Raw genomic sequence first — 13023 nt, forward strand, 5'->3', positions numbered from 1 at the left:
CGAGTTTGGATCTTTAATTAACGCGTAAAACCGGTATCATACACACAAACCGAATCAGGGAACACGTATGCGGGTAGTTACAATCAGCGTCAACGGTCTCGCCCAGGCTGTTGAAAAAGGTTTCTTTGAATGGCTAGCCAGGCAGGACGCTGACGTGGTTTGCGTTCAGGACCACCGCATGCGGGCCTACGAGGTCGAGGATTTCAACCTGATCCCGGACGGCTATGAGGCCTACTTTATTGATGGCGAGCGTAACGAGGATGGGGGCGTTGGTATCTATACCCGCCATTTCCCGAAGGCCATTATGTACGGTTTCGCCAATGAGCAGGCAGATCGCGAAGGCCGTTTCATTCAGGCGGACTTTGACAAGGTATCTGTCGCCTGCGTTCTCTCTCCCTGCGCACTTGGCCGCGAAGAAGAATTGATTGGCGAGGACGACCTGACGGTTCTGGATCACAAGGACGACTTCATGGAAGCCTTTGGCCTCCATATGCAGAAAACCCTGCGCAAGCGCCGTCAGTTTATTTTCTGCGCCAACCTGCAAACCGCCCATCACGTAACTGACGCCAGCCCGCTGTACCACAAACTGGATTTTTCCGGCTTCCTGCCCCATGAGCGGGCATGGCTGGACCGTTTGTTTGATGAAATGGGCTGTGTTGATGCATTCCGCGATATCAACAAGCAGAGTAACCAGTACACCTGGTGGCCAGAGCAGGCTGAAGGGTCCCGCAAGAGCGCTGGTATTCGGGTGGATTATCAGCTTCTGACGCCGGGTATCCGCAAGACCATTCAGGATGGCTGGATTGACGACAGTACCCGTTTCTCCGATCACGCGCCGGTGATCATGGATTACGACATCGGAATCGGTTTCTGATCCGAGCTAGTCCAGAGTAGAGGGATATCGGAAAGTAAGCGGGTTCGGAGAGGATCTCTTTTCCGGAACGTCTCCGGCCAGGGAAGGCCGGAGTCGAGCGCACAGGGATGTGCTTGTAGCGTGTCCGGAAAAGAGATCCTCTCCGGACACGCGAAAAGGCTGCACCTTAGTCGGCCAGCGCCGCCTTCTGCGCCTCAAACAACTGGCCAATACCCAGTTTCGCCAGCTTCAACATGCCGTCCAGTTCTTCCTGTTCAAACGGCGCACCCTCGGCAGTTCCCTGAATTTCAATGAAACCACCTTGATCCGTCATGATCACATTCATGTCGGTTTCGGCTTCGGAATCCTCCGGGTAATCCAGGTCCAATACCGGTGTGCCTTTGTAAACGCCCACAGAAAACGCTGCAATCATCTGCTTCAGCGGCGATTTTTTCAGCCGGCCTTCTTTCACCAGATGGTTCAGCGCATCCACAAGCGCCACGCAGCCACCGGTAATCGCAGCGGTGCGGGTGCCACCGTCGGCCTGGATGACGTCACAGTCGATGGTGATGGAATGCTCGCCAAGAGCGCTCAGATCAACCGCTGCACGCAATGAACGGCCGATCAGTCGCTGGATTTCCACGGTGCGGCCGCCCTGCTTGCCGCGAGCAGCTTCCCGCCCCATACGGCTGCCGGTAGAGCGGGGCAGCATGCCATACTCGGCGGTTATCCAGCCTTTGCCTTCGCCCCGCAGGAAAGGGGGGACCTTGTTTTCAACAGAGGCGGTGCAGATCACCTTGGTGTCGCCAAATTCCACCAGCACGGAACCCTCGGCGTGGCGGGTGTAGTGACGGGTGATGCGAATGTCTCTGGATTGTTCCGGCGTTCTTCCGCTCGGTCTCATAATTGTTCCTGGTATCAGTGGTGAGTGTCCGGGGTGAATCCCCGGTCGATTGCAAAGTCGAAAGATTGCGGAGTATAACACGCAGTCTGTGGCGTCTGTTCGATGTTGGAGCGGCCAGCCTGCTAAACTTGAAATCTGCTTCTTCGCAAACGTGGAGTCACCATGATCAGAAGTATGACGGCCTTCGCCCGCCAGGATACCCAGGAAGACTGGGGAACGCTCACCTGTGAAATTCGCACGGTTAACCACCGGTACCTGGAGCCGTCCTTTCGCTTGCCCGAAGCGCTCCGGGAGCTGGAGAACAGTTTCCGTGAGCAACTGCGCAAGCAATTGCGGCGCGGCAAGGTAGACGTGGCCATTCGTCTTCAGGCCAATGAATCGGCAACCCAGGGCTTCGAGATCGACGAAGATGTGGCAAACGCTGTCAATGAGGCGGCCAACCACATCAACAGGATGCTGGACAACCCGGCCCACATTAGCGCACTGGATATACTCCGTTGGCCGGGAGTGCTGGCCTCCACTGAACAGGATTTTGGCCCCGCCAGGAAAGCGGCTGGCGAACTATTCGAGCGTACTGTGAGTGAATTGGTGACGGTCAGGGAGCGGGAAGGTGAACGCCTGCGGCCGCTGTTTGAAGACAGGCTCACCACCATGGGTGAGCGGGTGACTGAGGTTCGGGAGCGAATGCCGGAACTGATTCGTGCCCAGGAAGAGCATCTGAAAAACCGCTTTGAGCAGGCGAAGGTGGAGCTTGACCCGGATCGCGTGGCCCAGGAAATGGTGATGCTGGCCCAGAAAAGCGATGTCGCCGAAGAGCTGGATCGCTTGGAAGCCCATATCACCGAGGTGTCGGACACTCTGCAGTCCGACGATGCCATCGGTCGCCGTTTGGATTTCCTGATGCAGGAGCTCAACCGCGAGGCCAATACGCTCAGCAGCAAAAGCATCGATGCCCGGGTGACAAGGGCAGCGGTTGACCTGAAAGTGTTGATAGAGCAAATGCGGGAGCAGGTCCAGAACCTGGAGTAACCTCACTTGGATGCGGGGGCGGCGCAAACGCCGTATAATCCCGCCCTCGTTATTGTGGTGGCGCCGGGGTTGTTCCGCGCCAACTGAAAGCCCGTCAATGCCCGGAGTTGTTAGTCCCATGAGCCAGGAATCAGAACAAGGCACGCTGTATGTGATTTCCGCCCCCTCGGGAGCCGGTAAGACCAGCCTGGTGGCTCAAATGCTGAAGCAGGACGAAAAGCTGGGTGTTTCCGTGTCCCATACAACCCGGCCTATGCGGAAGGGGGAGCAGGATGGCGTCAACTACCACTTTGTCACCCGGGAGGCCTTCGAGGCGATGATCAACCGGGGCGACTTCCTGGAGCATGCGGATGTCTTCGGGAACTACTACGGCACCTCCCAGGTCTGGGTGAAGCAAACACTGGCCACGGGTCAGGATGTAATCCTGGAAATTGATTGGCAGGGTGCGGAGCAGGTCCGCCACCTGATGCCAGACTGTGTCAGTATCTTCATCGTGCCACCGTCTCCGGAGGCCTTGAAAGACCGCCTGACTGGCCGGGGCACAGACGCACCGGAGGTGGTGGCGCGTCGCCTCAATGAGGCGGCGGATGAATGCAGCCACGCGGTGGAATTCGATTATCTGGTGGTTAACGATGATTTCGACACTGCGCTGGACGACCTGCTGGCGATTGTTCGTTGCCATCGTCTGCGCATGCAGGCCCAGCAGGTCAGGCATTCCGGGCTATTGGTCAGGCTGTCCGAGCGCCATTGATCGGCGCACATTGCCTGTATACAAATTGAACCGGCCGCAGTAAACTACGCGGTCTGCTGAAATCAGTCATTTTGCTATTGTCGGGGAAGTTATGGCACGAGTTACCGTTGAAGATTGCCTTGAAAACGTTGATAACCGCTTCCAGCTGGTTATGCTGGCCACCAAGCGTGCCCGCCAGATCGCAACCAAAGGTTTCGAGCCGCTGGTCGCCGAAGAGAACGACAAGCCTACCGTTATCGCCCTGCGTGAAATCGCGGAAGGCAAGATCTCCCGCGATCTCCTCACTGAGGATGACGACGAATAAGGTTGAATGTGGCCGAAGACGGGAATATTTTCTGGTTACCCGTCCAAAGCATTGAAATCTGTTCTTGCGGTTTTATAGTGTATCTATAGGCATGACTGGAAGAACGTCGGAAGGACCCGAATGCTTGCATTCGGGTTTTTTTATCCCTGGCATTTATGATCCCCACGGAGGCGCGGTGTCGGCAGAGGCAACGGTTGATGTGCTGGCCAATGAACTCAGCACGTATCTTGATACCAATCGCATCAATCAGGTGCGAAGAGCCTACTATTATGCCGAACAGGCCCACGAAGGGCAGATGCGCAAAAGCGGCGATCGCTATATTACCCATCCCCTGGCGGTTGCTCGAATCCTTGCTGGCCTGAAACTGGATCACCAGAGCCTGATGGCGGCCATGCTCCACGATGTCATCGAAGATACCGGCATCCCCAAGGATGCGCTGTCGGAGCAGTTTGGCGAGGATGTGGCTGAACTCGTAGACGGCGTCAGCAAGCTCACTCAGATTGAGTTCCGTTCCCGCGCCGAGGCCCAGGCCGAAAACTTCCAGAAAATGACGCTTGCCATGGCACGGGATATCCGCGTGATCCTGGTCAAACTGGCGGATCGCCTGCACAACATGCGCACCCTGGGCCCGATGCCTTATGAGAAGCGCCAGCGCATCGCCAACGAAACCCTGGATATCTACGCCCCGATTGCCAATCGCCTGGGTATGCACTCCATTTGCACCGAACTGGAAGATCTGGGGTTCTCTTCACTGTACCCGATGCGGTCAGAATACATTTCCAAGGCGGTCGCAAAGCTTCGGGGCAGCCACCGGGAAATCATTGACGATATCCGTGGCAAATTGCAGGAGAAGCTGGAAGAGCGAAGCCTGCCCGGCCGCATCCTGGGCCGGGAAAAGCATTTGAACAGCATCTACAACAAGATGAAGTTCAAGCAGAAATCCTTCCACGAAATCATGGATGTGTACGCGTTCCGCATCATCACCGACACCGAGGACGACTGCTATCGCATCCTCGGCGCCGTACACAGCCTCTACAAGCCGCTGCCGGGCCGTTTCAAGGACTACATTGCCATGCCCAAGGCCAATGGCTATCAGTCCCTGCACACCACTCTGTTCGGCATGCATGTGAATATTGAAATCCAGATCCGCACCGAGGAAATGGAGCACATCGCCAACAACGGTATTGCGGCCCACTGGATGTACAAGAACGAGCCCTCCAGTGTGACCAGCGTCAACCAGACACGGGTGGACCGTTGGGTGAAGGGCTTGATGGAGATGCGTGAGCGCGCGGACGACTCCCTGGAATTCATCGAACACGTGAAAGTCGACCTGTTCCCGGACGAGATCTACGTGTTCACGCCCAAGGGCAAAATCATGGAGTTGCCCAGCGGAGCGACCCCCGTCGACTTTGCCTACGCCATCCATACGGACATCGGTAATGCCTGCGTGGCCTGCCGTATCAACCGCAACCTCGGATCCCTGAGCCAGCCGCTGCAAAGTGGCCAGACCGTTGAAATCATTACCGCACCCGGAGCACGGCCTAATCCCGCCTGGCTCAGTTTCGTGGTAACCGGTAAGGCTCGCAGCAGTATTCGTCATGTGCTCAAGAACCAGAAGCGTGCCGAATCCCTGGACCTGGGCAAAACCCTGTTGAAGAAATCCCTCAAAGGGTTTGGTACCAGCCTGTCCGAGATCAACGAGCATCAGATCCAGGCGGTGGTCCGCCACAACCAGGTGGACAGTTTCGAGGATCTGGTCAGCGATATTGGTCTGGGCAATCGCATGGCTTATCTCGTGGCGCGCCAGTTGGTCAGCGGCAGTATAGACGATGAGGCATCGGACGTGGCACCCGCGACAATCATGGACAAGGCCGATAACAGCCCGGTCACCATTCGTGGCACCGAAGGCTTGCTGGTTCGGTTTGCCAGCTGTTGCAAGCCGATTCCCGGTGATCCGGTGGTCGGTGCCATGGACTCGGGCAATGGCATGGTGATCCACTCGGATACCTGCTCACGGTTGCCAGAGGACGATGAAGGCAGGGCGCGCCTCACTCATCTGAAGTGGGCCAAGGACATTGCCAACGAATTCTCCGTTGAACTTCGAGTGGAGCTTGAGCGCCAGCGCGGGGTCATTGCAGAGCTTGCCAACGCAGTTGCCATGGCGGATGGCAATATCGAGCGCATCAACGTGGAAGAGCAGAACGCCAAGCTGGGCATTGTCAGCCTTGTGGTGCATGTGAACGGTCGCCGGCATCTTGCCAGGGTGATGCGGCGGATCAGGAATATTCGCGCTGTCACCCATATCAACCGGGTAAGGCACTGACGCAACCGTGGTGCAACGGGCCAGAGCCGCGACGTTTGGCCTGTTGACACGCCTGCCACCCAGAGGTGAGGATTGGCGTTTTGATAAAGAGGACCCCAAGGTCATGACCAACAAATCCGTAATACAGACTGATAACGCGCCACAGGCCATCGGCACATACTCCCAGGCAGTGAAAGCCGGGGACACCGTGTACCTGTCGGGGCAGATTCCGCTGGTGCCGGAAACCATGGAAGTGGTCGCGGGTGATTTCGCCGCCAAGACCCGCCAGGTGTTCGAAAACCTTAAAGCCGTCTGCGAGGCCAGTGGCGGCGAGCTCAAGGATATCGTTAAGCTCAACATCTACATGACGGATCTGAGCAACTTTGCAACGGTGAACGAAATCATGGCCACCTATTTTCAGGAGCCGTACCCGGCGCGTGCCGCCGTGGGTGTCGCGGCGTTGCCCAAGGGTGTCCCGGTTGAGATGGAAGCGGTGATGGTGCTGAGCTGATACTCGTTCAAGCAAACACCGAAGGCGGCCCATGGGCCGCCTTTTTCGTTGGTAGGGGGCTCGCCAGGCCTACCGGGTTTTTTCGGCAATCATCTCCTGGTAGCCCACCCGGAAGTCCGGATAGCGGAAATGGAAACCAGAGTCCAGCAGCCGCTGGTTGTTGCAGCGTTTGCTCCCTGCGCGACCACCCTGGCGGGCGTCGGGGCCAGGCTTGGCGCAGGGTAGTTGTTCACGCACCCACGCCACCACCTCATCCAGTCGCACAGGCTCGCAATCACTGGCAAGGTAGCAGTCTTCAAGTGGTTGGCCGGCGAGTGCCCGCTCCACGATATGGCAGGTGGCCGCGGCCGCATCCGCTTCGTGGATACGATTGCTGTAGGGGCCGGGAGAGGTCGGGTTCATGTTGCCGTTCATCACGGCATCGAGGAAGCGCGCCCGCGACGGGCCGTAGATGCCACTGAAACGGATTACGGTTGCCGGACTGCCGCTCTCCAGGGCGATCCTCTCACCCGCGAGTATCGCCTGGCCACTGTATCGGGTGGGGTCGGTTGGGCTGGTCTCATCCACCCAGGAATCGTCGTCCTGAGCGTAGACACTGCTGCTACCGATAAACACCAGCCGCGTGAGCTGGCGCCCGTCCAGTGCGTCGATCAGGTTCCGCAGGCCCTTTACGTAGGCATTGTGATAGCCCTCGTTGTCGTAGCTTGCTGGCGTGAGGCAATAAACCACAATGTCGAGGTTGTCCGGCAGTACTGAACGCACCTGCTCCGGCACCATGAGGTCCGCCCCCAGCGCCTGGATGCCCTCTGGGACCTTGTCCGGACTGCGCCGTAGGCCGTATACCTGCGCCGTTCCGGTAAGCTGAGAGGCAATGGCGCCACCGAGCTTGCCACAGCCCGCAACCAGTATTCTTGGCGTTTGTTGGTGCTCAGTGATTGCCATAGACAATATCAATCCTTATGCTTTGGCTAATAAATTAACGGAACGTTTGTACGATCCCTGACCTGGACGAATTCTGACCGGAGCCCGCCATGACTCTGACCGAGTTAAGATACGTTGTTACCCTTGCCCGGGAAAGGCATTTTGGCCGTGCCGCCGAGCGCTGTCATGTCAGTCAGCCGACTTTGAGTGTGGCCGTCAAGAAACTGGAGGACGAACTCGGCATACCCTTGTTTGAGCGTAGCAAAAACAGTATCCGGGTCACCGAAACGGGCAAGCGTATCATCGACCAGGCCCAACGGGTCCTGGATCAGGTGGGTGTTATCCGTGACATGGCTCAGGATGGCAAAAACCAGCTCAATGCCCCCCTTAAGGTGGGTGCCATCTACACCATCGGCCCCTACCTGTTCCCACATCTGCTGCCGGAGCTGCGCCGCGCGGCGCCTGACATGCCGCTCTACATTGAGGAAAACTACACCGCCACACTGCGGCAGAAACTGCGCCAGTCAGAACTGGACGCCATCATCATCGCACTGCCGTTTGAAGAGCCGGAGGTCGTTACCCTGCCGCTCTACGACGAGCCTTTCGTGGTGCTGCTGCCGGGAGGTCATCCACTGACCAAGCGTGACAGCCTGACCGCCGAGGAGTTGGCGAAGGAACAGTTGCTGCTGCTTGGCCCCGGCCACTGTTTCCGTGACCAGGTGCTGGAATCCTGCCCACCGTTGGTGGATGCGGTCACCCGTAATCCGAGTGCCGCGGCGCCGTCACTGGTGACTGAAGGCAGCTCCCTGGAGACCATACGTCACATGGTTGCCTCTGGTTTGGGTATCACCGTTTTGCCTTTGTCCGCTGCAACGGCGATGCAGTATGACGAGAGCATACTTGCGGTCAGGCCTTTTGCGGCGCCAGTACCCTATCGCACGGTGGCGTTGGCCTGGCGGGTCACTTTCCCACGACCAAAGGCGATTGATGTGCTGTCGCTGGCGGCCAGCCAGTGTCGGGTAATCGAGAAGGCGAAGATTGAAACCCCGGCTGCGGCCGCAAACGCCTGAGCCAGGCCATGATGTCACTGGACGACATTGCCGTTACCACCCTGAAGGGCGTCGGTAATGCCCTGGCCGACAAGCTGTCGAAGCTGGGCATCCGTTCGCTGCAGGATCTGCTGTTCCATCTTCCCCATCGGTACGAGGATCGCACACGCATTATCTCCATGGGCAACCTCCGCATTGGCGACGTCGGGGTGGTGGAAGGCGAGGTGATGAAAACCGATCTGGTGATGGGCCGGCGCCGAAGCCTGCAGGTGACCCTGAAGGATCACAGTGGCTTCCTGGTCATGCGTTTCTTCCATTTCAATGCCGCCCAGAAGAACCAACTCACGGAAGGCGCGAGGGTGCGTTGTTTCGGCGAAGTTCGGCCGGGGCGGGCCGGTTACGAATTCTACCACCCTGAATACCAGGTCAATCCGCCGCCGATGCCCGCGCAGGGTGAGGCCACGCTAACGCCCGTTTATCCCCTGACTGAAGGCATTCAGCAGCCGCGAGTGCGCGCTCTGTGCCAGCAAGCGCTGGGCTACCTCAAACGTTACCCGATCCGTGACTGGTTGCCGGAAGAACTGCTCACCAGTTACCAGTTGCCGGGTATCACCGAAGCGGTCGAGCTGGTGCATTCGCCGCCGGCCAATGCGCCGGTTCATCTATTGATGGAGGGGCGGCACCCGGCCCAACAGCGACTGGTTATGGAAGAGCTGCTGGCCCACCAACTAAGCCTTTTGCAGGTACGGCAACAGGTTCAGGCCCGGGAAGCGCTGCCGTTACTGCCAACCGGTGATCTGCCGGAACGTTTTCTTGATCTGCTTCCGTTCAGCCTTACCGGGGCACAGCGACAGGTTATGACCGAGATCCGCCAGGATCTCAGCCAGCCGGTACCCATGTTGCGGTTGGTGCAGGGAGACGTGGGGTCTGGTAAAACCGTGGTGGCGGCGCTGGCAGCACTGCAGACCATTGGTGCTGGCGCGCAGGTGGCGCTGATGGCGCCCACGGAAATACTGGCGGAACAGCACTACCAGAATTTTCGTGGCTGGCTGGAGCCGCTTGGCATCCAGTTGGCGTGGCTGTCGGGAAAGATTAAGGGCAAGGCACGAAAGGAAACTCTGGAGGCCGTTGGCAGTGGCGAAGCCACCGTGGTGATAGGTACCCATGCCCTGTTCCAGGAAGATGTTGCGTTCAGTCGCCTGGCACTGGTGATTGTGGACGAACAACACCGTTTTGGCGTGCATCAGCGGCTGGCCCTGCGGGAGAAGGGCGTCGGCGGCACCATGGCGCCACACCAGTTGATTATGACAGCGACCCCGATTCCGCGTACGCTGGCCATGAGCGCCTATGCGGACCTGGATACGTCGGTGATTGATGAGCTGCCCCCCGGCCGCAAGCCTATCGAAACCATCGCCATTCCCGACAGCCGGCGTGACGATGTGACCGATCGGGTACGAAAGGCCTGCAAGGAAGGCCGGCAGGCATACTGGGTGTGCACGCTGATTGAGGAGTCAGAAGCGCTGCAGTGCCAGGCGGCGGAAGTGACTGCGCAGGAGCTGGCGGAACGTCTGCCAGATCTGAAGGTGGGGCTTGTTCATGGTCGCCTCAAGGCGGCCGAAAAAGCAGCGGTCATGGAACAGTTCAAGAACGGCGAGCTCGACCTTCTGGTGGCGACCACCGTAATTGAAGTGGGGGTGGATGTGCCCAATGCCTCGCTGATCATCATCGAGAATCCGGAGCGCCTGGGCCTGGCGCAGTTGCACCAGTTGCGGGGCAGGGTTGGCCGGGGCGAAGAGGCCAGTTTTTGCGTGTTGATGTACCATCCACCATTATCGCTGAATGGCAAGGCGCGTTTGCAGGCCCTGCGCGACAGTCAGGACGGTTTTGTGATTGCCGAGAAAGACCTGGAAATACGCGGGCCGGGAGAAGTGTTAGGCACCCGCCAGACAGGTATGATGCAGTTCCGGCTGGCAGACTTTGAACGGGACAAGGGCTGGATCGAGCCAATCCGTGAAATGGCGCCGCCGCTGATGAAGCAGCCGGCGTTGGTGAACGGTTTGATTCGCCGTTGGTTGGGGGAACGAATTCGTTACGGCGACGTGTAACTGCGCCGCGCCGGTAGAAAAAATCGTGTGAAAACCCGCCTGATGTCAAAGTTGGGTCGCTGTTCGTGCCCTATACTGAGTGAAACCAATGTGTCCAACGGGGCACCGTCTACATTTTGGGAGAAACTTATGGAGCTACCTGTCGTAGTCAGGCAGGCGTTGGGTGAGTCTGCTGCCGGCGTTTCCCTTAGGGATGTGAGCCAGGCCCGGGACGACGAACTGTTGCGAATGGTGTTGCTCACGGATGAGGAGGGGAATCTCCAGGCCATTTGCCGCGAGGGTGACCTGCTCGATATCAGTGCCCTGAACAAACAATTGGGGCGAGACCTGCGGGTGATGAAGCGACGGGAGCAGGTCCGGGTTCGTGAGCGCTCTGGCCTGACCGAGCTGCCCGCCTTACCGTCTCTGACCGGCTGGCCCACGATTGTGGACGCGCGGGTGGATGAGTTGGCGTCTGTGGCATTGGTCCTGGGCGAGCAGAATCTTTGTATGGTCATGCCCGGCGACGAGTTCCGGGGAATCACCGTCGCGGCCGACCGCCATTCGTTTTCGGTGGCGCGGGATACCATTGCCGTGAATCTCAACAGCCCGGAAAAAGACCGGGACCAGCTGCATTCCGCCATTCGACGGTTTACCTCGCTGCGCATTCAGCAGCGCCTGGAAGATACTCTTGAGTTGCCTCCTCTACCCGAGACCGCCCAGCGCATTATTCACCTGCGGGTGAACCCCAATGCTGTGATGGGGGATCTGGTGGATGTCGTGGAAAGTGACCCCAGCCTGGCGGCTCAGGTGGTCAGTTGGGCGTCCTCGTCCTTTTATGCGGCGGCGGGGCAGGTGCGTTCTGTGCACGACGCGGTCTCTCGGATTCTGGGCTTCGACCTGGTGATGAACCTGGCCATGGGCCTGTCTCTGGGGCGTGCCCTGAAGCAGCCCCAGGATCATCCGGAAGGCTATGTGGATTACTGGCAACAGGCGATATGGCAGGCTCAGTCGGCCGGTATCCTGGCCAGCATGATGCCTCGTGGCGAACGTCCTATCTTTGGTCTTGCGTACCTGGGGGGGTTGTTGCACAACTTTGGCTACCTGGTGCTGGCACAGGTGTTTCCTCCCCATTTCAAGTTGGTGTGCCGGTCGCTGGAAGCAAACCCCCATCTCGACTCCTCAATGATTGAGCATTATCTGCTGGGCGTGACCCGGGAGCAGATTGCGGCGGAACTGATGCAGAACTGGGGTATGCCTGGAGAGGTCTGCCTGGCAATCCGCAACCAGAAGAATCCTGGTTACGACGGCCCTCACGCGGTATACAGCAAACTGCTCTGGCTGAGTCGGCAACTGCTGACCAAGCGCGGTGTTGCGTTGGGTGCGGGGGAAGAGGTGTCGGACGCGTTCTACGAATCTCTCGGTCTGAACAGGGAAAAGGTGGAAGCGCAGTTTGATGAACTGGTCGGAAACAAGGACAGCATTATGGCGATGGCGGGGATGATGAATCAGTAGGTCCTCTCTACCGCCAAACCTCTCTAGTTTAGCCCCGCAAAAAAGCCGGCCCGAAGGCCGGCAAGCTCACCCGCTTGTTGCAGATCAAACCAAACGTGTTCAGGAGAAAACAACGTGAGCAGTTGCAGGGTCAGTAGTGGCAACGTGCTTTTTTAAACTTAGCCAATATGGAGTGAAATAAAAGCTGGCTACGTTGGTGTTTGGTGAATGAGCCGGGCGTCATAATTTCGTGACATCTGAAGAGATTGATTTGTAAAGCTAATCAAACCTTCAGCGATGAAATTCGATTACAAACTGTTACAAAATACTGGGGCGTCAGACTCATATTGGTAAGGGTCAGGCCTGGAACGGATGGTGTCGAATGGCCGTTGCGGCGCGGCGAATGGCGTCGGCGTGCTCCTTTTCGACTGCCAGGCGCTCGCGGTCCATCTTTTCCACGAAGCGGGCATCCGTTTCCTGGCGGGCGCGATGGGTCGGCATGTGCTGGATCTGCTCATGCACTTGCTGGAACACCCGGAAAGGAGACTGGTCCAGCAACTCCGGTGCCACGTGGTCCAATAGGCCCTTGATTCGCAGACAGGCTTCGGAGTATTCAACCTGATTCTCTTCCACCGCCATGGCCAATACCCGGATACTTTCAATCATGCTGTCGCGGCGTTCCTTCTGGAAAGACTCTGCTTTCTCCTGCCGCCTCCTGCTGTCCTGCAGGGCACGGGACTGGCGGCCGATAAACGCGACAAGCAGCGCGATGGCCAGCAGGCCGGCAATAATCAGTGTCCATTGAAGCCACGGCGGCATAG

General features: G+C 58.2%; 12 protein-coding genes. 9 read left to right on the forward strand and 3 right to left on the reverse strand.

The features are described 5' to 3' along the window. Window positions 1-67 precede the first annotated feature (67 nt). Complete coding sequence (locus AAGD24_RS03795) at window positions 68-874, forward strand: exodeoxyribonuclease III (protein ID WP_036203162.1); 807 nt, start codon at window positions 68-70, stop codon at window positions 872-874. 166 nt (window positions 875-1040) lie between these two features. Here AAGD24_RS03795 and rph read toward each other — a convergent pair whose 3' ends face one another. Beyond that, window positions 1041-1757: a ribonuclease PH gene (gene rph / locus AAGD24_RS03800; RefSeq protein WP_036203164.1), complete on the reverse strand. Its 717-nt coding sequence runs from the start codon at window positions 1755-1757 to the stop codon at window positions 1041-1043. Between the two features lie 162 nt (window positions 1758-1919). Between rph and AAGD24_RS03805 the strand changes: the two genes are divergently transcribed. From AAGD24_RS03805 to AAGD24_RS03825, 5 genes are all read left to right on the forward strand, one after another. Next, window positions 1920-2786 carry a YicC/YloC family endoribonuclease gene (locus AAGD24_RS03805; RefSeq protein ID WP_036203167.1) on the forward strand — a complete coding sequence of 289 codons (867 nt, stop codon included), beginning with the start codon at window positions 1920-1922 and terminating at the stop codon, window positions 2784-2786. Window positions 2787-2904: 118 nt separating this feature from the next. Next, window positions 2905-3537, forward strand: a complete 633-nt coding sequence (gmk, locus tag AAGD24_RS03810; protein ID WP_085681671.1) for a guanylate kinase — start codon at window positions 2905-2907, stop codon at window positions 3535-3537. Between the two features lie 91 nt (window positions 3538-3628). After that, window positions 3629-3841, forward strand: coding sequence for a DNA-directed RNA polymerase subunit omega (gene rpoZ / locus AAGD24_RS03815; RefSeq protein WP_007153543.1), 213 nt, complete (start codon window positions 3629-3631; stop codon window positions 3839-3841). Window positions 3842-4016: 175 nt separating this feature from the next. After that, window positions 4017-6164 carry a RelA/SpoT family protein gene (locus tag AAGD24_RS03820; protein WP_379866616.1) on the forward strand — a complete coding sequence of 716 codons (2148 nt, stop codon included), beginning with the start codon at window positions 4017-4019 and terminating at the stop codon, window positions 6162-6164. A gap of 103 nt (window positions 6165-6267) precedes the next feature. Continuing rightward, the gene (locus AAGD24_RS03825; protein WP_036205609.1) at window positions 6268-6654 is read left to right on the forward strand and encodes a RidA family protein; all 387 of its coding nucleotides are present in this window, start codon (window positions 6268-6270) and stop codon (window positions 6652-6654) included. Window positions 6655-6723: 69 nt separating this feature from the next. Here the strand turns inward: AAGD24_RS03825 and AAGD24_RS03830 are convergent, their stop codons facing one another. Further along, the gene (locus tag AAGD24_RS03830; protein ID WP_136633686.1) at window positions 6724-7596 is read right to left on the reverse strand and encodes an NAD-dependent epimerase/dehydratase family protein; all 873 of its coding nucleotides are present in this window, start codon (window positions 7594-7596) and stop codon (window positions 6724-6726) included. Between the two features lie 89 nt (window positions 7597-7685). On the opposite strand from AAGD24_RS03830, the gene AAGD24_RS03835 reads away from it, so the two are divergent. The 3 genes from AAGD24_RS03835 to AAGD24_RS03845 all read left to right on the forward strand — a co-directional run bounded on the left by AAGD24_RS03835 (window position 7686) and on the right by AAGD24_RS03845 (window position 12223). Further along, entirely contained in the window at window positions 7686-8645 is a 960-nt protein-coding gene (locus AAGD24_RS03835) for a hydrogen peroxide-inducible genes activator (protein ID WP_036203181.1), read from the forward strand. Window positions 8646-8653: 8 nt separating this feature from the next. Continuing rightward, window positions 8654-10729, forward strand: coding sequence for an ATP-dependent DNA helicase RecG (recG, locus tag AAGD24_RS03840; RefSeq protein WP_126810644.1), 2076 nt, complete (start codon window positions 8654-8656; stop codon window positions 10727-10729). A gap of 129 nt (window positions 10730-10858) precedes the next feature. Next, window positions 10859-12223: an HDOD domain-containing protein gene (locus AAGD24_RS03845; RefSeq protein ID WP_379866618.1), complete on the forward strand. Its 1365-nt coding sequence runs from the start codon at window positions 10859-10861 to the stop codon at window positions 12221-12223. 336 nt (window positions 12224-12559) lie between these two features. On the opposite strand, the gene AAGD24_RS03850 is transcribed toward AAGD24_RS03845, so the two are convergent. After that, window positions 12560-13021, reverse strand: coding sequence for a DUF2489 domain-containing protein (locus AAGD24_RS03850; protein ID WP_379866620.1), 462 nt, complete (start codon window positions 13019-13021; stop codon window positions 12560-12562). Window positions 13022-13023: the final 2 nt, after the last annotated feature.

The sequence above is a fragment of the Marinobacter sp. M5B genome (assembly GCF_042604615.1).
GTDB classification, from domain to species: Bacteria; Pseudomonadota; Gammaproteobacteria; order Pseudomonadales; family Oleiphilaceae; genus Marinobacter; species Marinobacter salarius.